The sequence below is a fragment of the Ensifer sp. 22521 genome, assembly GCF_052044795.1.
Taxonomy (GTDB): Bacteria; Pseudomonadota; Alphaproteobacteria; order Rhizobiales; family Rhizobiaceae; genus Ensifer.
On record NZ_JBQENM010000001.1, the window covers coordinates 269,683 to 287,478 of the forward strand.

Here is a 17,796-nt window from a genome sequence, read left to right on the forward strand (position 1 = left end):
AAAGTATGGAACGGTTTCCCGTCCGGAATTGCGTGATCTGAGGGACGGGTCGCTGCTTACTGTACGATTTCGAGGTCGTTGATGACCCGCTTGCCATCGACTTCGGTATAGAAGACCAGCACCTTCACGCCCTCCTTCAGGCCCTCGAAATTGAATTCTTCGGGTGCCTGGTAGCTCTTGCCGTCATCGAGCTGCAGGCTGAGACGTTCGGTGTCGACACCCGTAATGGTCGCTTCCACGTCGGCGCTTTCCGCAAGAGCGGACAAAGGCGAAAGCAAGCCGGCGGCGGCCATGAGCGCGGCAATGACAAAACGCATCTTTCTTGCCCTTTTCAACGATTCTGCGAACATTCTTGTCATCACCCTTGGTCCCCGATTGTGGCAAAAATTGCCTTGTAACTTGGCTTTTGGCCGTCAGGCCCCGGTTTTTTGATGGCCTGTCCGACGCCGCAAGACTGGACGGCGACATCGTTTTTTTCAAGCGGGGGAGCGTCGAAGTAGGGGAGGCGGAATATTGATTTCCCCATGAATCATAGGGTTTTCCAAGGATTTGTGACGAAAGCCAATCTTAAGGTTCGCTCGCTACCTTTGGTTGGGGATCGAGGGGAAAAGATTGAAGATCATCGACGTTCTGCGCCAGCGCATTCGGGCGGCAGCCAGATTTGCGAAACCATCGCTCATACCAGCGGCGATCGCCGGCCTCGTCGTGTTTGCCGGCGAGTACGTCTATGAGCGGCAGAATCGCGAAAACTTCCAGAGTGACCTCAGGATCGATGTCGAGAACGAACTGAACCTCATCGCCAACCGGTTGCAATCGGAGATAAACACCAACATCGCCGCGCTGAACGGATTTGCCAACAGCATCGGCGTGCACCCGGCGATGACGCCTGACGATTTTACCGTCATGGCAACGAAGCTTCTTCTCCAGAACCCGCAGATGGTGCGCGCTTCGGCTGCGCCCGCCGGTGTTGTGCGGATCGCCTTTCCGCGTGAAAGCCAGCAATGGTTCGTCGGCACCGATTTCAACAGGTTCGGCGCGACAAGGCACGCGATAGAACGCGCATCGTCGACGGTGAGACCCGTGATGATCGGCCCCATTCGCTTGCCGAGCGGCCGCAACGGCTTCGAGCTTTTCTTGCCTGTCTTTTCCAAGATCCAGGGACGGATGGAGCGCTGGGGCTATGTCGAGGCCATCATCGATGAAAGGGCGCTCTATCGCGCCGCGCGTCTTCTGGAGGCGGGTAGCGAAACGCCGGAACTGACGAAGGATCATCGCCACGTCGACGTTCACCTCGCGATCAGGGATATCTCCGAGCAGGAGCGGATCCAGGATGCGTTCTTCGGCGACGACGCGCTTTTCCGCAAGGCACCGGTGACGCGTCGGCTGGATCTGGCGGGTGGCGCTTGGGAGCTCGCAGCCATGCCGGTTGGCGAGTGGGACCAGCTTCCCGAAAACATCGATGCCATTCGCTTGGCGATCGCCGCCGCTGTCGCAATCGTGGTAATCCCGATCCTCTTGACCGGCGGGCTCTTCAACGAACGGCAGCGCAACATTGCCAAGCTGAAAGCGCGGGAAGGGGAGGTGATGACGCTCTCCCACCGGCTGAACCTCGCGCTCGACGCGTCCAAGATCGGCGTCTGGGAGATCGACGTCGAAACGCAGCAGCGCTCCTGGGACGATCGCATGTTCCACCTGCATGGGCTGGAGGTCCATCTGGAGGAACCGACCTATGAGGAGTGGCGCGCAACAGTGCATCCGGAGGACATCGGCATCGCCGCCAACGCGCTGTTCCGCAGCCTGGACGACGGCCTGGAATATCGCTCGCAATACCGGGTCGTGCTGTCTGACGGAACCTTGCGCCACATCCGCAACGTCGGATCCAGCCACCGCGGCGCCGATGGGCGCGCAAAGGTCACCGGCATCAGTTGGGACGTCACAGACGACGTTATGAAGACCGAGCGGCTGACTGCGGCCAAGGCCCAGGTCGATCAACAGAACCTCGAGCTCGAACAGGCACTGAAAGGTCTTTACGAGCGTGAGCAGGATCTTGAACTGCTTTCACGCCGGCTCGACCTGGCACTCGATTCCTATCGATGCGGCATGTGGGAGGCGGACCTCGATAGCGGACTGACCTATTGGGACGACCGCATGCACCAGCTCTACGGCCTCGTCTACACCGATGGGACCACCAACGAGGAGACATGGCTCACCGCGCTTCATCCCGATGATCGGGCGCCGGCGCTGGACGCGGTCAACCGCGCAATCGCGGCGGACGAGACCTATGTGCACCAGGCGCGCGTGTTTCTGCCGGCTGGCGGCGTCCGCCACATCCGGTCGGTCGGCAAGCTTCATGTGGCGCCGGATGGCGCACGCAAATTCGTCGGCATGGCGCTCGACGTCACCGAAGACGTGCTGATGACCGAGCAGTTGCGGGCAGCCAAGGCGATGGCGGATGCGAAGAACGCCGAGTTGGAGCAGGCGCGGGTACGGATCGAGCACAACGCCCTGCACGATCCCCTGACCGGTCTTGGAAATCGCCGCATGCTCGACAAGGCGCTGGAGCGGCTGGCGAGGGCCGGTGATCTCGAGGATATCGCCATCCTCCATATCGATCTCGACCGTTTCAAGCAGATCAATGACACGCTCGGCCACGCAGCCGGGGACGCCATGCTGATCCACGCTTCCGAAATCCTCCGGGCAAATATCCGGCCCGGCGATATCATCGCCCGCATCGGTGGTGATGAGTTCGTGGTCGCGGTCACCGGTGCGCCGGGCGAGGCGGCGCTGGCGGCGCGCTGTGACCGGATCATCGCCGCGATGCGCCAGCCGGTCGATTACAACGGTTTTCCCTGCCGCTTCGGTGTCAGCATCGGTGTGGCGGTGGGCCGTGGCGCGGAGATCGATGCGCGCAAGCTGCTCGTCAATGCCGATATCGCGCTCTACCGGGCCAAGGAGGCGGGCCGTAATCGTTATCAGTTCTTCACCGAGGTGTTGCAGGCCGAAGTGGTGACGGCCAAGCGGATCGCCGACGAGATCCTCGAAGGCATCGAACGGGACGAGTTCGAACCCTGGTATCAGCCACAGTTCGACGCGACCACGCTTGCGCTGTGCGGGGTGGAGGCGCTGGTGCGCTGGAACCACCCGCGTGAGGGCATCCTGACGCCGGATCGTTTCCTTGGCATCGCGGAGGAATTGAATGTCATGGCGGCGCTTGATCGCCTCGTGCTGGAGAAATCGCTGATCGACCACATGCGCTGGGCGGCCGCCGGCCTCAGAGTTCCCAAGATCTCCGTCAACGTTTCGGCGAAGCGGCTTCAGGAGGATGATCTGCTGTCCTCGCTCGAAGGCTTGAGCATCGCGCCCGGCCAGATCTGTTTCGAACTGGTGGAATCGATCTTCCTCGACGAGAGCGACGACATCGTTGCCACCAACATCGAAGGTATCAAGAAACTCGGCATCGATATCGAGCTCGATGACTTCGGCACCGGTCATACCTCGATCGTCAGCCTGCTGAAGATCAAGCCGAAGCGGCTGAAGATCGATCGGCAGCTCGTCGTTCCGGTTCTGAGCGCGCGGCGGGAGCAGGCCCTGGTCCGTTCGATCATCGAGATCGCCCGCTCGCTCAACATCGAGACCGTTGCCGAAGGTGTCGAGACGATGGCACATGCGGAGATGCTCGGCATCCTCGGCTGCGACGTCCTGCAGGGCTATGCCTTCTCCCGGCCGTTGAGCGCGGAGAAGTTCCTCGCCTTTGCGACCGACCGCAGCCTGCGCCTGGCATCGTGACGAAGCGACGGCGGCAGGCGCAAAAGTCTTTCCCCGTCCCCGGCTTTCCACTAAGAGAGGGCATCCGTGTACGAAAAACGTACGGCCGTTGCTTGCTTAAGGTCCGGTAGCCTTCATGTCGCATAACACTTTCGGTCACCTCTTCCGCGTCACCACCTGGGGCGAAAGCCACGGCCCGGCGCTTGGCTGCGTGGTGGATGGTTGCCCGCCCGGCGTCCGTTTCACGCTCGCCGAACTTCAGGCCTGGCTCGACAAGCGCAAGCCCGGGCAGTCGCGTTTCGTGACGCAGCGCCGCGAGGATGATCTCGTCAAGGTGCTCTCCGGCGTGATGTTCGACGAGGACGGCGAGACGATGATCTCGACCGGGACGCCGATCTCCATGCTGATCGAGAACACCGACCAGCGTTCGAAGGACTATTCCGAGATCGCCAAGCGTTACCGTCCTGGCCACGCCGACTACACCTATGATCTGAAATACGGCATCCGCGACTATCGCGGCGGCGGCCGTTCCTCGGCGCGCGAGACCGCGGCGCGCGTTGCCGCCGGCGGCATCGCCCGCAAGGTCGTTCCGGGGCTCGTCGTGCGCGGCGCCCTCGTCCAGATCGGCAAGCACAAGATCAACCGGGCCAACTGGGATTGGGCCGAGGTGGGCAACAACCCCTTCTTCGCGCCGGATCCGGAGATCGTGCCGGTTTGGGAGGAATATCTCGACGGCATCCGCAAGGCCGGCTCCTCGATCGGCGCCGTCGTCGAAGTGGTCGCCGAGGGCGTGCCCGCCGGCATCGGCGCGCCGATCTATGCCAAGCTCGATCAGGACATTGCCTCCAACCTGATGTCGATCAACGCCGTCAAAGGCGTCGAGATCGGCAACGGCTTCGGTGCGGCCGAGATCACCGGTGAGGAGAACGCCGACGAGATGCGCATCGGCGCCGACGGCAAGCCGGTCTTCCTCTCCAATCATGCCGGCGGTATTCTCGGCGGCATCGCCACCGGCGAACCCGTGATCGCGCGTTTTGCCATCAAGCCGACGTCGTCGATCCTCACCGAGCGCCGCTCGGTCGACAGCGATGGCAAGGAAGTCGATGTCCGCACCAAGGGCCGCCACGACCCCTGCGTCGGCATCCGCGCCGTGCCGATCGGCGAGGCGATGCTTGCCTGCACGATCGCCGATCACTACCTGCGTGACCGCGGCCAGACCGGCCGGCTTACTGCATAATTCCTTAAATCGGAATCGATTTAAGGACAAAATTATGCAGCAACTTAAAGTGTTACAGCGACCTTTGCTCGTCTACGAGACGCGCGGCGCTGTAAGTAATTCGCCCTCTATTTCGGGAAGAGCACCATGTCCTATGACCAGAAGCGTGTCGTCGACGCCATCCGCGCCTTCGAGGCCGGCGAAATCGTTGTCGTGACCGATGATGACGGCCGCGAGAACGAGGGCGATTTGATCGTCGCCGCGGTGCATTGCACGCCGGAGAAGATGGCCTTCATCGTGCGCCACACGTCGGGCATCGTCTGCACGCCGATGCCGCGCGAGGAGGCGAAACGCCTCAACCTCAATGCCATGGTTGCTGAAAACGATTCTGCCCATACGACGGCCTTCACCGTCTCGGTCGATTTCAAGCACGGCACCACGACCGGCATTTCCGCCGATGACCGTACGTTGACGGTGCGCAACCTCGCCAACCCCAATGTCGGGCCGACGGACTTCGTTCGCCCGGGCCACATCTTCCCGTTGGTCGCCCGCGAAGGCGGCGTTCTCATGCGCTCCGGTCACACGGAAGCCGCCGTCGACCTCTGCAAGCTCGCAAGCCTGCCGCCGATCGGCGTCATCTGCGAACTCGTCAACGATGACGGCACCGTCATGCGCGGACCGCAGGTCGCGAGCTTTGCCGAGACCCATGGGCTGAAACAGGTTTCGGTCGCCGACCTCATCGCCTACCGCCAACGCAAGGAAACCCTGATCGAGCAGGGCGGATCCTTCGATATCGAAACACCCTACGGTGCGGCCAAGGGGCATTCCTATTCGCTGCCCTGGGATCCGATGCAGCATCTCGCCGTCGTCTTCGGCGATATTCGCGATGGCGTTGACATTCCGGTCCGCCTGCATCTCGAAAATGTCGGCGCCGACGTGTTCGGCAAGGACTGCCAGATCGATCGCATCATGAAGCGCATGGCCGACGAGGGCAGGGGGGTCATCGTCTACCTGCGCGAAGGATCGGTCGGCGTCGGCGTGTCGCAAACGGCCCGCAAGGGCAAACACGATCGTGAAGCACATGACGAGGCGCAGGCGCGCGAGAACGAATGGCTGGAAATCGGCCTCGGCGCCCAGATCCTGAAGGATCTCGGCATCAGTTCTATCCGCCTTCTTGCCTCGCGGGAGCGCCACTATGTCGGCCTCGAAGGCTTCGGCATCAAGATCGCCGGAACCGATATCATCTAAAGCTTGACGTCTCTAAATACGACAAAGCCCGGATCGTCGATCCGGGCTTTGTCGTTTGTGCCGGCGGCTGCCAATAAAAAAGCCGCGCTCGAAGCGCGGCCCTGTGTCTTGTTTGCGTGGGGTCCGGCGACCGATCACGGCAGCGCGTCGTAGCCTTCGCCGAAGCCCTTGAGATCGACCGGGATGCCGATGCCTTCTTCCGGCGACTGGAAGACGATGAAGGTCGCCGTCGCGCCGGAGCGGAAGGTCTTCAGCAATTCATCTTCAAGCACGACTTCCGCATAGCAGCCGTCGGAGAAGCAGCGCACGAAGTAGGCGCGGCCAATATCCTTGCCGTCGACATTGAGGCCGAGGCCGTTTGGCAGCAGCACGCCGAGCGGAGCGAGCACGCGCAGGATCTTCGCCTTGCGGTCCGCCGTCTTCAGCACGACCACCGACAGGCCGACTTCCGGCCGGTCCTCGGCAATGACGTTCTGCATCAGCGCGCACTGGTCGGTGGATGCGCCTGCCGGCTGATCGCAAACGATCGACCACGCGCCGTGGTTGGACTTGACCGTGCCGGGTGTTCCGGCGGGCTGCTGGGCCAGGCTCTGAGCGGGGAGAGCGAGAACGGCAAGGCCGAAGGCGGCGAAGGCCGACAGTCGCGAAAAGAGGGGCAGGCCCATGTAAACCTCAAAACGTCGAATCATCAGGGCTATTCTTGAAGCGCGCGGGAATAAATGAAAAGCCCTGCGGGGCACATTCCAGCGTCATATGGCGGAAATTGGGCGGGTTAAGGCCCTATCCCGTGTGTTGCCGCGCGAACCGCGTGCGATCGCGCCTTTAGGGGCGCGGAAGACGTCATATAAGTCGATTCGTGACGGCTTCTAAGGGGTGCCTGTGTGAAAAGATGCGTTTGTGCAAAAATGCCGCATGGGGTTGATTGGTCAGATGTTGCGGCATCGGACAAACTGTGGTTTGAAGCGCAGCAGTATCGCAGGGATTCTGCGTTCCGGTTTGATCCTGATCAAGCGCATTGGGGAGACATATTGTGAAAAACAAGGCTTATGCAGTTCTGGCAGCGCTTGCCTGTCTGCTTTTTGCTTCGAGCGCCTTTGCTGACAAGCCTGTCGATTGGCAGACAAACTTTCAGTCGGCCGCTACGGGCATCATGGAAGAAATCACGTGGTTTGAACATTATACCCTGTGGTTCATCATTCCGATCACCCTCTTCGTTCTCCTCCTGCTGGTCATCGTCGTGGTCAAGTTCCGCGAGAGTGCTAACCCGGTTCCCTCCAAGACCAGCCACAACACCGCCATCGAAGTCGTCTGGACCGTCGGTCCGGTCATCGTGCTTCTTTTCCTCGCCATTCCGTCCTTCCAGCTCCTGACCGCGCAGCTCACGCCGCCGGCCAATCCGGACCTGACAGTCAAGGCGACCGGCAACCAGTGGTACTGGTCCTATGAATATGAAGTCGGCGAAAGCCCGCTCTCCTTCGACAGCCTGCTGGTGAAGGATGAAGATCGCGCCGCCCTCGGCAAGGAAGACAAGAAGGAATATCCGCGCCTGCTCGCCGTCGACAACGAAGTTGTCATTCCAGTCGGCAAGACGGTTCGTGTCCTCGTCACCGCCGCCGACGTGATCCATGCCTTCGCAATGCCTGCCTTCGGCGTGAAGATCGATGCCGTTCCCGGCCGCCTGAACGAAACCTGGTTCAAGGCTGACCGCGAAGGTCTGTACTACGGCCAGTGTTCCGAGCTCTGCGGCAAGGATCACGCCTATATGCCGATCGCGATCCGCGTTGTTTCGCAGGAAAAATACGACACCTGGCTCGCAGCCGCCGCTACCAATCTCGGCGATGCGAACAAGGCGCTCATGGCGTCCATCGATGCGGCCAAGACCGTCGACGTCGCCGCAAACGCCGCACAGTAATCGGAAGGGGAGCTCGACCCATGGCTGGAACAGCCGTTCATCACGATCAACGCCATGATCACTCCGATCATGGCCACGCAGACCATGCGCATAAGCCTCTGAGCTTCTTTCAGCGCTGGTTCCTGTCGACCAACCACAAGGACATCGGCACGCTGTACCTGATCTTCGCGATTTTCGCGGGCATCATCGGCGGCACGCTCTCGGTGTTCATGCGCGCCGAACTGCAGGAGCCGGGCATCCAGATCTTCCACGGTCTGGCGCAGATGGTCTACGGCTTCGAGGGTGATGCTGCCATCGACGGCGGCAAGCACATGTTCAACGTGTTCACGACCGCGCACGCGCTCATCATGATCTTCTTCATGGTCATGCCCGCGCTGATCGGCGGCTTCGCCAACTGGATGGTTCCGATCATGATCGGTGCGCCGGACATGGCGTTCCCGCGCATGAACAACATCTCCTTCTGGCTGATCATCCCGGCCTTCCTGCTGGTGCTCCTGTCGATGTTCGTCGAGGGACCGGCCGGTGCCTATGGTGCAGGCGGCGGGTGGACGATCTATCCGCCATTCTCGACATCGGGCATGCCCGGGCCGGCCATGGATTTCGTGATCCTCGGCCTGCACATCGCTGGCGCATCCTCGATCCTCGGTGCGATCAACTTCATCACTACGATCCTGAACATGCGCGCTCCGGGCATGACGCTGCACAAGATGCCGCTCTTTGCCTGGTCGGTTCTGATCACCGCCTTCCTGCTTCTGCTCTCGCTGCCGGTTCTGGCAGGCGGCATCACCATGCTGCTCACCGACCGCAACTTCGGCACGGCCTTCTTTGCGCCTGAAGGCGGCGGCGACCCGATCCTGTTCCAGCACCTGTTCTGGTTCTTCGGTCACCCGGAAGTGTACATCCTGATCCTGCCGGGCTTCGGCATCGTCAGCCACATCGTCTCCACCTTCTCGCGCAAGCCGATCTTCGGCTACCTCGGTATGGCCTACGCCATGGTCGCGATCGGCGCCGTCGGCTTCATCGTGTGGGCGCACCACATGTACACCGTCGGCATGTCGCTCGACACGCAGCGCTACTTCGTCTTCGCGACGATGGTTATCGCTGTTCCGACCGGCGTTAAGATCTTCTCGTGGATCGCGACGATGTGGGGTGGTTCGATCCGCTTCACGACCCCGATGGTCTGGGCGATCGGCTTCATCTTCCTGTTCACCGTCGGTGGCGTCACGGGCGTTCAGCTCGCCAACGCCGGCCTCGACCGTTCGCTGCACGACACCTACTACGTGGTTGCTCACTTCCACTACGTTCTGTCGCTCGGCGCCGTCTTCGCGATCTTCGCGGCCTGGTACTACTGGTTCCCGAAGATGACCGGCTACATGTACTCCGAGTTCGTCGGCAAGCTGCACTTCTGGGTCATGTTCATTGGCGTGAACCTGATCTTCTTCCCGCAGCACTTCCTCGGCCTCGCCGGCATGCCGCGCCGCTACATCGACTATCCGGATGCCTATGCCGGCTGGAACATGGTTTCGTCCTACGGCTCCTACATCGCAGCCGTCGGCGTGCTGATCTTCCTCTTCGGCGTCTTCGAAGCCTTCGCCAAGAAGCGCGTCGCAGGCGACAACCCGTGGGGCGAGGGCGCGAACACTCTGGAATGGCAGCTGTCGTCGCCGCCGCCGTTCCACCAGTGGGAGCAGCTCCCGCGCATCAAGTGACGGGCAACGAACAGAAGCCGCCGGTTCCGGCGGCTTCACCCCGCCGGGAAACCGGCGACACACGGCCATTGCGGCCGGGACTTGCACAGGGACACGACATGACGGTCATCGACAATCACGAAGCAGTCGGCATGGAAGGCGTTGCGCGCCTGTCCGAAGCCTCTGCGCGCGATTATTTCGAGCTTCTGAAGCCACGTGTCATGTCCCTCGTCGTCTTTACGGCACTCGCCGGGCTGGTGCTCGCGCCGGGCCACATCAATCCCTTCATCGGCTTCATCGCTATTCTCTGCATCGCCGTCGGCGCCGGCGCCTCCGGTGCGCTGAACATGTGGTATGACGCCGATATCGACGCAGTGATGAGCCGTACCGCCAAGCGCCCGATCCCGGCAGGCAAGATCCTGCCGCAGGAAGCGCTGGCTTTCGGTCTGACGCTCTCCGCCTTTTCCGTGATCATCCTCGGGCTCGCCGTCAATTGGCTCGCAGCCGGGTTGCTCGCCTTCACAATCTTCTTCTACGTGGTCATCTACACGATGTGGCTGAAGCGCTCGACGCCGCAGAACATCGTCATCGGCGGTGCGGCCGGTGCTTTCCCGCCGATGATCGGCTGGGCCTGCGTCACCGGCGCCGTATCGATCGAAAGCATCGTTCTCTTCCTGATCACCTTCCTGTGGACGCCAGCCCATTTCTGGGCGCTTGCCCTCTTCAAGATGGGCGACTATGGCGCCGTCGGCGTGCCGATGATGCCGAATGTCTGCGGCCAGGCGACCACCAAGAAGCAGATCGTCATCTATGCCGTGCTGACCGCGCTGATCGGTATCTGTCCCACCTTGCTCGGTTTCGCGAGCATCGGTTACGGCCTCGTGGCAGCGGCCCTCGGTCTCGGCTTCATCGGGTATTCGATCGGCGTGCTGCGCATGCCTGAGACGGATGAGCGCATGCTGCCCGCCAAGAAGCTGTTTGCCTTCTCGATCATGTATCTGTTCGTGATCTTCTCCGCCCTGATGGCGGATCACCTGATCGTCAATATCTGGCTGCACGCCGGGAGTATTGCCTGATGGAAACCGTCAAGCTCACTGATGCCCAGAAGAAATCGCGCCGCGGTCGCAACATCGCGCTCGGCTTCGTCCTCTTCGGGCTTGTCGTCCTGTTCTACATCGTCACGCTGATCAAGTTCGGCAACGGCATGGTCAACTGAGGCGGGATGGCATGACGAATTCATCGGAAACCACGCCCAAACAGCGCTCGAACCGCGTCGTCGTCGGCACTTGCCTTGCCTTCGTCGCCGGCATGGTCGGCATGGCCTATGCCGCCGTGCCGCTCTACGACATGTTCTGCCGCGTCACCGGCTATAACGGTACGACGCAGCGCGTCGAGCAGGCTTCGGACGTGATCCTGGACGAGAAGGTGAGGGTCACCTTCGACGCGAACACCTCGGGCGGTCTGCCCTGGGAGTTCAAGCCGGTCCAGCGCGACATCGATATCCGCATCGGCGAAACCGTGCAGGTGATGTACCGGGCGAAGAACCTGTCGTCGAAGCCGACGACGGGCCAGGCGACCTTCAACGTCACGCCGATGCAGGCCGGTGCCTATTTCAACAAGGTACAGTGCTTCTGCTTCACTGAGACGACGCTGCAGCCGGGAGAGGAGATGGAGATGCCAGTGGTATTCTTCGTCGATCCGGAGATCGTCAAGGCGGTGGAGACCAAGGACATCAAGACGTTGACGCTTTCCTACACCTTCTACCCGCGCGAACCGTCGAAACCGGTGGCGCAGGTGAAGACGGAAGAGAACAAACTTTGACTGGAGGTCCTTTTCGGCTATGCCGGAAGGGCGACAAGAGAGAGACATTTCGGGGATTACTGACATGGCCGGTGCGCATCAGAAGAATCACGACTACCACATCATCGACCCGAGCCCCTGGCCGTTGCTTGCCTCGATCGGCGCCTTCGTCATGGCTTTCGGCGGCATCTGCTACATGCGTTACCTCGCAGGCAGCTCGCTGAAGATCTTTGGCCTCGAGCTCGCCAACGTCTGGATCCTGCTCGCCGGTCTCATCATCGTTCTCTACACGATGTTCGGCTGGTGGTCGGATACGGTGAAGGAAGCGCATGAGGGCCACCACACCCGTGTCGTGTCGCTGCACCTGCGCTACGGCATGATCATGTTCATCGCTTCGGAAGTGATGTTCTTCGTGGCCTGGTTCTGGGCCTTCTTCGATGCGAGCCTGTTCCCGGGCGAAGCCATCCAGGCAACCCGCGCCACCTTCACCGGCGGCGTCTGGCCGCCGAAGGGCATCGAAGTGCTCGATCCGTGGCACCTGCCGCTCTACAACACCGTCATCCTGCTGCTTTCGGGCACGACGGTCACCTGGGCACACCACGCGCTCCTGCACAACGACCGCAAGGGCCTGATCTCGGGCCTGATGCTGACGGTCGCGCTCGGCGTGCTGTTCTCCTTCGTTCAGGGCTACGAATACGCCCACGCTCCGTTCGCCTTCAAGGACTCGATCTACGGCGCGACCTTCTTCATGGCGACCGGCTTCCACGGCTTCCACGTTCTGGTCGGCACGATCTTCCTGCTCGTCTGCCTCATCCGTGCCCTGCGTGGCGATTTCACGCCCAAGCAGCACTTCGGCTTCGAAGCGGCCGCCTGGTACTGGCACTTCGTTGACGTCGTCTGGCTCTTCCTCTTCTTCTCCATCTACATCTGGGGCAGCTGGGGTGCGCCGATCGCTCACGGCTGATAGCGCGAGCATCGCGATCTTTATAAACAGGGCGGTTGCAGCCATGCAGCCGCCTTGTTCTTTTGGTGGCTTGTGATGATGGTAACGCGACGGGGGGGTGCGAAATGCGGGTTGCGTCGATCATGGTCATGGCGGTGCTGGCCGGCTCCGTCTCGGCTGCGGCGGCCGACGTTGCGGATAGGGTCGTCGTCCACAAGGAACGGCGGCTCTTGCAGCTCTTTCACGGTGGCCAGACGATCCGCGAATATGCGGTCGCGCTCGGCGGTAACCCCGTTGGTCACAAGCGGCAGGAAGGCGACGAGAAGACGCCTGAAGGGCTCTATCTCCTCGATTGGCGCAATCCGGGAAGCGGCTACTACAAATCCATCCACGTCTCCTATCCGGCACCGCAAGATACCAAGGCCGCGGTCGCAAATGGGGTCGATCCCGGCGGCATGATCATGATCCATGGCCAGCCCAATTATTTCGGTTGGCTGGCGTTTTTGACGCAGCGCTTCGATTGGACGAATGGCTGCATTGCCGTTACCAATGCCGAAATGGAAGAAATCTGGACGATGGTCCCCAACAACACGCCGATCGAGATCAAGCCGTGAGCGAAGACAAGGCACATTTCCCGCCAGTGGACCCGGTGATGACAGGGATCAAGGGGCTTTGCCCGCGCTGCGGCCAGGGCAAGCTGTTCGACGGTTTCCTCAAGGTCAAACCGGCCTGCACAAGCTGCGACCTGGACTATCGCTTTGCCGATTCCGGCGATGGCCCGGTGGTCTTCGTCATCCTGATCGTCGGCTTCGTCGTCGTTGGCGCGGCGCTTTGGGCGGAGGTCAACTTCAACCCACCGCTCTGGCTGCATTTCCTGTTGTGGATCCCGCTCGCGACCATCCTCAGCCTCGGACTGACACGTATGCTGAAGGGCGTCTTGATCAACCTGCAGTATCGCAACAATGCGCGCCCGGGCGAAATCGACCGTGGCTGAGATCGAAGTCAAGAAGCGCGGCCTCCTCGGACGCCTCGGCGCCTTCCTATTGCTCGCCTTCGCCTTCGCCATCCTTATCTCGCTCGGCACCTGGCAGATGCAGCGGCTGCACTGGAAGGAAGGCCTGCTGACGGCGATCCAGGAGCGTCGGTCGGCGCCTCCGGTGTCGCTTGGCGACATCGAGAAGATGCTCGCTGACGGCGTGGATATCGATTACCGCACCGTCACGGTTACAGGCACCTTCGATCACAGCAAGGAGCGGCATTTCTTCGCGACCTTTAACGGCCGCACCGGCTATTACGTCTTCACGCCGCTGACGCTCGACGATGGCCGCGTGCTCTTCGTCAATCGCGGCTTCGTGCCCTTCGAACAGAAGGATTCGTCGACCCGTCTCGCGGGTGAGCTTCCGGCCTTCGTTGGCATCAACGGCCTCGCAAGGCCGAAGCTCACCGAAAAGCCGTCATCGCTCGTTCCGGACAATGATCTCGCCAAGAACATCTTCTACTGGAAGGATCTCGACACAATGGCGTCGTCGGTCGGTCTTCCGGCCGACAAGGTGCTGCCGATGTTCGTCGATGCCGATGCGACACCCAACCCTGGCGGCCTGCCGATCGGCGGCGTTACCCAGTTCGACCTACCCAACAACCATCTGCAATACGCCTTGACCTGGTATGGGCTGGCGGCAGCTCTGGTGCTGGTCAGCGGCATTTACGTGGCGCGCCGCGGGCGATAGCCCGGACGGCGCCGCCGTGCTAACCCTGCTGAAGGGATCAACAGCGGGGAACAAGGATGGCGATTATCGCGAACACTCTGATTGCGTTGACGGGCTTGCTGCATGTCGGCTTTCTCGTGCTCGAGATGTTCCTGTGGACCGGGCCTCGGGGGAGGGCTGTCTTCCGCATGACGCAGGAGCAGGCGGAGACAACGCGGGTCCTTGCCGCCAACCAGGGGCTTTACAATGGTTTTCTCGCGGCCGGCCTGTTCTGGTCGTTGATCCAGTCGGAACCGTCCTTTGCCTTCGAGCTGAAGGTGTTCTTCCTTGTGTGCGTGATCGTTGCCGCTATATATGGCGCGTGGTCGGTCAAGCCGCGCATCCTCTTAATCCAGGGCGGCCCGGCGATCGCAGCGCTTGTTTTCCTTCTATTGGCATTCTGACCCATGGCATCATCAGCGGCAGCAAAATCCCCGATCACCATTCGCCTCTGCGGGCCGCGCGGTTTTTGCGCCGGCGTCGACCGGGCGATCCAGATCGTCGTCCTGGCGCTGAAGGAGTTCGGTGCGCCCGTCTATGTCCGCCACGAGATCGTGCACAATCGCTATGTCGTCGAGGGCCTTGAGGCCAAGGGCGCGATCTTCGTCGAAGAGCTCGACGAGATCCCGCCGGAGCACCGCAAGCAGCCGGTGGTCTTCTCGGCCCATGGCGTGCCGAAATCGGTGCCTGCGGATGCTGACGCCCGCAATCTCTTTTATCTCGACGCCACCTGCCCGCTGGTCTCCAAGGTCCACAAGCAGGCGATGCGCCATCACCGCCTTGGCCGCCACGTCGTGCTGATCGGCCATGCCGGCCATCCGGAGGTGATCGGCACCATGGGGCAATTGCCGGAAGGCGCCGTATCGCTCGTCGAAACGGTCGAAGATGCCGACGTCTACCAGCCGCCGGACCCGGACAATCTCGGCTTCGTCACCCAGACGACGTTGTCGGTCGACGATACGGCCGGCGTAATCAAGCGGCTGCACGAGCGCTTTCCAAACCTGACGGCGCCGGCTGCAGATTCTATCTGTTACGCCACCACCAACCGCCAGGAGGCGGTGAAGCAGGCGGCGCCGGGTTGCGACCTGTTCCTCGTCGTCGGCGCGCCCAACTCTTCCAATTCCAAGCGACTGGTCGAAGTGGCGCTGCGGGCCGGCGCGAAGAAGTCCGTGCTGGTGCAGCGTGCATCGGAAATCGACTGGGATGAGATGGGCGATATCTCGACGGTAGGTCTGTCGGCCGGCGCCTCGGCGCCCGAAGTGATCGTCAACGAGATCATCGAGGCATTCCGCGAACGCTATGAAGCGCAGGTGGAACTTGCCGATACGGTCGAGGAAAACGAAAACTTCCTCGTCAACCGCGAGATCCGCCATGTGCCGCTGACAGCAGCCGACATGGCCTTCGTCAACGGCGAATAATCACATTTCTTGCCCGCATTTTCTTGAGAGTGGAAGCCCTTGGCAGTTTACACCGATATCACGGAAGACGATCTCTCCCGTTTTCTCACCGCCTATGACGTCGGTCAGCTGACCTCCTACAAGGGGATCGCCGAGGGCGTCGAGAATTCCAATTTCCTGATGCACACGACCAAGGGTTCCTACATTCTCACGCTTTACGAGAAGCGGGTGAACGCCGATGACCTGCCATTCTTCCTGGGATTGATGCACCATCTGGCCGACGGCGGCCTGTCCTGCCCGCTACCTCTGCCGCGGGCAGATGGCAAGCTGCTCGGTGAGCTCTCCGGCCGCCCTGCCGCCGTCATCTCCTTCCTCGAAGGCATGTGGCTGAGGAAGCCCGAGGCAAAACACTGCCACGAGGTCGGCAAGGCGCTTGCCGCCATGCATCTTGCCGGCGAAGGCTTCGCGCTGAAGCGCACCAATGCGCTTTCGGTTGGCGGCTGGCGGCCACTCTGGGTCAATTCAGAGGCGCGCGCGGACGAGGTGCAGTCGGGTCTCAAGGACGAGATATCGGCGGAACTCGAGCATCTGGAACGTCATTGGCCGCAGTCCTTGCCGGATGGCGTCATCCACGCCGATCTCTTCCCGGACAATGTCTTCTTCCTCGGCGACCAGCTTTCCGGCCTGATCGACTTCTACTTCGCCTGCAACGACTATCTCGCCTATGACGTTGCCGTTTGCCTGAATTCCTGGTGCTTCGAGAAAAACGGCTCCTACAACATCACCAAGGGCATGGCGATGCTTTCGGGCTACGAGAGCGTGCGCAAGCTGACGCCGGCGGAGGTCGACGCCCTGCCGCTGCTCTGCCGCGGCTCGGCGCTGCGCTTCTTCCTGACGCGGCTCTATGATTGGCTGATGACGCCTGCCGGCGCGCTCGTGGTCAAGAAAGATCCGCTCGAATATCTGACGAAGATCCGCTTCCACCGCGCCATCGCTTCGAGCGCTGAATACGGCCTGAGACGCGAAGAGGGCCGGGCATGAAACACGTCGACATCTTCACGGACGGCGCCTGCTCCGGCAATCCGGGGCCGGGCGGCTGGGGCGCCGTGCTGCGCTACGGCGAGGTGGAAAAGGAACTCTCCGGCGGCGAAGCCGAGACAACTAACAACCGCATGGAATTGTTGGCGGCGATCTCGGCGCTCGATGCGCTGAAGAGCGCCTGCGAGGTCGATCTGCATACCGACAGCAAATATGTGATGGACGGCATCTCCAAGTGGATCCACGGCTGGAAGAAGAACGGCTGGAAAACCGCGGACAAGAAGCCGGTGAAGAATGGCGAACTCTGGCAGGCGCTGGACGAAGCCAACCGCCGACACAAGGTGACCTGGCATTGGGTCAAGGGCCACGCCGGCCATCCGGAAAACGAGCGCGCCGACGAGCTCGCCCGCAAGGGCATGGAACCCTACAAGAAGGGGCGCCGTCCGGACTCTCTTCTCGTGAAATGAAAAACGGGCCCGTTGAGGCCCGTTTCCATTTGCACGTACTTCTGCGCTCAGAGCTGCTCGAGCATCGCCGCAGCGCCGGAAACGGTCGCCTGTCCCGGGCTTTCTTCGAGATTGAGCGACTTCACCACGCCGTCTTCCACCAGCATCGAATAGCGCTTCGAGCGGACGCCAAGCGTGCCGGCCGACAGGTCGATGTCCATGCCGAGTGCCTTGGTGAAAGCGGCGTTCCAGTCGGAAAGGAAGTGGATCTTGCCCATGCCGCCGGATGCGGTTGCCCAGGCACCCATCACATGCAGGTCGTTGACCGAGACGACGGCGATATCGTCGATGCCGCGGGCAAGGATCGCGTCGCGGTTTTCGAGGTAACCTGGCAGATGGTTGAGCGAGCAGGTGGGCGTGAAGGCACCTGGAACGGCGAAGAGCACGACGCGCTTGCCCGCGAAGAGCTGATCGGTGGTGACCTCCACCGGACCGTCGGCGGTTTTTTCCTTGAAGGTTGCGGCTGGCAGTTTGTCTCCGACGGCAATGGTCACGGCACTCTCCTTGCGTTGCTTGCGTCTTCGCTTCTCCGCGCTCG

General features: G+C 61.5%; 19 protein-coding genes. 16 read left to right on the plus strand and 3 right to left on the minus strand.

The genetic code is table 11. The features are described 5' to 3' along the window. Window positions 1–56 precede the first annotated feature (56 nt). Entirely contained in the window at window positions 57–317 is a 261-nt protein-coding gene (locus tag ACTJKE_RS01220; protein WP_057250698.1) for a DUF1344 domain-containing protein, read from the minus strand. Window positions 318–612: 295 nt separating this feature from the next. On the opposite strand from ACTJKE_RS01220, the gene ACTJKE_RS01225 reads away from it, so the two are divergent. From ACTJKE_RS01225 to ribB, 3 genes are all read left to right on the plus strand, one after another. After that, window positions 613–3,786, plus strand: a complete 3,174-nt coding sequence (locus ACTJKE_RS01225) for a bifunctional diguanylate cyclase/phosphodiesterase (RefSeq protein WP_440691054.1) — start codon at window positions 613–615, stop codon at window positions 3,784–3,786. Window positions 3,787–3,901: 115 nt separating this feature from the next. Then, window positions 3,902–5,002 (plus strand): chorismate synthase, encoded by a 1,101-nt coding sequence (gene aroC / locus ACTJKE_RS01230; protein ID WP_058320384.1) that lies wholly within the window; start codon window positions 3,902–3,904, stop codon window positions 5,000–5,002. 126 nt (window positions 5,003–5,128) lie between these two features. Continuing rightward, window positions 5,129–6,229, plus strand: coding sequence for a 3,4-dihydroxy-2-butanone-4-phosphate synthase (gene ribB / locus ACTJKE_RS01235; RefSeq protein ID WP_112995322.1), 1,101 nt, complete (start codon window positions 5,129–5,131; stop codon window positions 6,227–6,229). Between the two features lie 134 nt (window positions 6,230–6,363). Here the strand turns inward: ribB and ACTJKE_RS01240 are convergent, their stop codons facing one another. Then, a complete protein-coding gene (locus ACTJKE_RS01240) occupies window positions 6,364–6,918 on the minus strand; it encodes an invasion associated locus B family protein (protein ID WP_373419799.1) in 555 nt (184 codons plus the stop codon). A 341-nt stretch (window positions 6,919–7,259) separates the two neighbouring features. Between ACTJKE_RS01240 and coxB the strand changes: the two genes are divergently transcribed. The 13 genes from coxB (at window position 7,260) to rnhA (ending at window position 17,219) form a co-directional block, all read left to right on the plus strand. Further along, complete coding sequence (gene coxB / locus ACTJKE_RS01245) at window positions 7,260–8,141, plus strand: cytochrome c oxidase subunit II (protein ID WP_440659836.1); 882 nt, start codon at window positions 7,260–7,262, stop codon at window positions 8,139–8,141. A gap of 20 nt (window positions 8,142–8,161) precedes the next feature. Then, window positions 8,162–9,850 (plus strand): cytochrome c oxidase subunit I, encoded by a 1,689-nt coding sequence (gene ctaD / locus ACTJKE_RS01250; protein ID WP_057250686.1) that lies wholly within the window; start codon window positions 8,162–8,164, stop codon window positions 9,848–9,850. 98 nt (window positions 9,851–9,948) lie between these two features. Continuing rightward, a complete protein-coding gene (locus ACTJKE_RS01255; RefSeq protein ID WP_112995466.1) occupies window positions 9,949–10,905 on the plus strand; it encodes a heme o synthase in 957 nt (318 codons plus the stop codon). Beyond that, a complete protein-coding gene (locus tag ACTJKE_RS01260; protein ID WP_043619862.1) occupies window positions 10,905–11,045 on the plus strand; it encodes a hypothetical protein in 141 nt (46 codons plus the stop codon). The genes ACTJKE_RS01255 and ACTJKE_RS01260 overlap by 1 nt, the downstream gene beginning before the upstream one ends. Window positions 11,046–11,056: 11 nt before the next feature. Next, window positions 11,057–11,650: a cytochrome c oxidase assembly protein gene (locus ACTJKE_RS01265; protein WP_057250684.1), complete on the plus strand. Its 594-nt coding sequence runs from the start codon at window positions 11,057–11,059 to the stop codon at window positions 11,648–11,650. 64 nt (window positions 11,651–11,714) lie between these two features. Beyond that, window positions 11,715–12,593, plus strand: a complete 879-nt coding sequence (locus tag ACTJKE_RS01270; protein ID WP_057250682.1) for a cytochrome c oxidase subunit 3 — start codon at window positions 11,715–11,717, stop codon at window positions 12,591–12,593. A gap of 104 nt (window positions 12,594–12,697) precedes the next feature. Beyond that, on the plus strand, window positions 12,698–13,186 hold the full coding sequence (locus tag ACTJKE_RS01275) for a L,D-transpeptidase family protein (RefSeq protein ID WP_112995324.1): 489 nt from the start codon (window positions 12,698–12,700) through the stop codon (window positions 13,184–13,186). Next, complete coding sequence (locus tag ACTJKE_RS01280; RefSeq protein WP_112995325.1) at window positions 13,183–13,566, plus strand: DUF983 domain-containing protein; 384 nt, start codon at window positions 13,183–13,185, stop codon at window positions 13,564–13,566. Before ACTJKE_RS01275 ends, ACTJKE_RS01280 begins: the two co-directional genes overlap by 4 nt. Then, window positions 13,535–14,299 carry an SURF1 family protein gene (locus ACTJKE_RS01285; RefSeq protein ID WP_112995326.1) on the plus strand — a complete coding sequence of 255 codons (765 nt, stop codon included), beginning with the start codon at window positions 13,535–13,537 and terminating at the stop codon, window positions 14,297–14,299. Before ACTJKE_RS01280 ends, ACTJKE_RS01285 begins: the two co-directional genes overlap by 32 nt. A gap of 56 nt (window positions 14,300–14,355) precedes the next feature. Further along, window positions 14,356–14,721, plus strand: a complete 366-nt coding sequence (locus ACTJKE_RS01290; RefSeq protein ID WP_110878078.1) for a DUF1304 domain-containing protein — start codon at window positions 14,356–14,358, stop codon at window positions 14,719–14,721. A gap of 3 nt (window positions 14,722–14,724) precedes the next feature. Continuing rightward, window positions 14,725–15,735, plus strand: coding sequence for a 4-hydroxy-3-methylbut-2-enyl diphosphate reductase (gene ispH / locus ACTJKE_RS01295; RefSeq protein ID WP_058325492.1), 1,011 nt, complete (start codon window positions 14,725–14,727; stop codon window positions 15,733–15,735). A gap of 39 nt (window positions 15,736–15,774) precedes the next feature. After that, complete coding sequence (locus ACTJKE_RS01300) at window positions 15,775–16,755, plus strand: homoserine kinase (RefSeq protein ID WP_058325493.1); 981 nt, start codon at window positions 15,775–15,777, stop codon at window positions 16,753–16,755. Continuing rightward, window positions 16,752–17,219, plus strand: a complete 468-nt coding sequence (gene rnhA / locus ACTJKE_RS01305; RefSeq protein ID WP_057250667.1) for a ribonuclease HI — start codon at window positions 16,752–16,754, stop codon at window positions 17,217–17,219. The genes ACTJKE_RS01300 and rnhA overlap by 4 nt, the downstream gene beginning before the upstream one ends. A 47-nt stretch (window positions 17,220–17,266) precedes the next feature. Here the strand turns inward: rnhA and ACTJKE_RS01310 are convergent, their stop codons facing one another. After that, a complete protein-coding gene (locus tag ACTJKE_RS01310) occupies window positions 17,267–17,752 on the minus strand; it encodes a peroxiredoxin (protein WP_057250664.1) in 486 nt (161 codons plus the stop codon). Between the last annotated feature and the right edge of the window lie 44 nt (window positions 17,753–17,796).

What these genes read in the sequence shown, in the direction of transcription:
- ACTJKE_RS01255 (WP_112995466.1), top strand. Translation starts at nt 9,949, where the DNA reads ATGACGGTCATCGACAATCACGAAGCAGTCGGCATGGAAGGCGTTGCG.
- ACTJKE_RS01290 (WP_110878078.1), top strand. Translation starts at nt 14,356, where the DNA reads ATGGCGATTATCGCGAACACTCTGATTGCGTTGACGGGCTTGCTGCAT.
- ACTJKE_RS01220 (WP_057250698.1), bottom strand. Translation starts at nt 317, where the DNA reads ATGCGTTTTGTCATTGCCGCGCTCATGGCCGCCGCCGGCTTGCTTTCG.
- aroC (WP_058320384.1), top strand. Translation starts at nt 3,902, where the DNA reads ATGTCGCATAACACTTTCGGTCACCTCTTCCGCGTCACCACCTGGGGC.
- ACTJKE_RS01270 (WP_057250682.1), top strand. Translation starts at nt 11,715, where the DNA reads ATGGCCGGTGCGCATCAGAAGAATCACGACTACCACATCATCGACCCG.
- ACTJKE_RS01240 (WP_373419799.1), bottom strand. Translation starts at nt 6,918, where the DNA reads ATGATTCGACGTTTTGAGGTTTACATGGGCCTGCCCCTCTTTTCGCGA.
- ribB (WP_112995322.1), top strand. Translation starts at nt 5,129, where the DNA reads ATGTCCTATGACCAGAAGCGTGTCGTCGACGCCATCCGCGCCTTCGAG.
- ACTJKE_RS01265 (WP_057250684.1), top strand. Translation starts at nt 11,057, where the DNA reads ATGACGAATTCATCGGAAACCACGCCCAAACAGCGCTCGAACCGCGTC.
- ACTJKE_RS01260 (WP_043619862.1), top strand. Translation starts at nt 10,905, where the DNA reads ATGGAAACCGTCAAGCTCACTGATGCCCAGAAGAAATCGCGCCGCGGT.
- ispH (WP_058325492.1), top strand. Translation starts at nt 14,725, where the DNA reads ATGGCATCATCAGCGGCAGCAAAATCCCCGATCACCATTCGCCTCTGC.
- ctaD (WP_057250686.1), top strand. Translation starts at nt 8,162, where the DNA reads ATGGCTGGAACAGCCGTTCATCACGATCAACGCCATGATCACTCCGAT.
- ACTJKE_RS01285 (WP_112995326.1), top strand. Translation starts at nt 13,535, where the DNA reads ATGCGCGCCCGGGCGAAATCGACCGTGGCTGAGATCGAAGTCAAGAAG.
- ACTJKE_RS01275 (WP_112995324.1), top strand. Translation starts at nt 12,698, where the DNA reads ATGCGGGTTGCGTCGATCATGGTCATGGCGGTGCTGGCCGGCTCCGTC.
- rnhA (WP_057250667.1), top strand. Translation starts at nt 16,752, where the DNA reads ATGAAACACGTCGACATCTTCACGGACGGCGCCTGCTCCGGCAATCCG.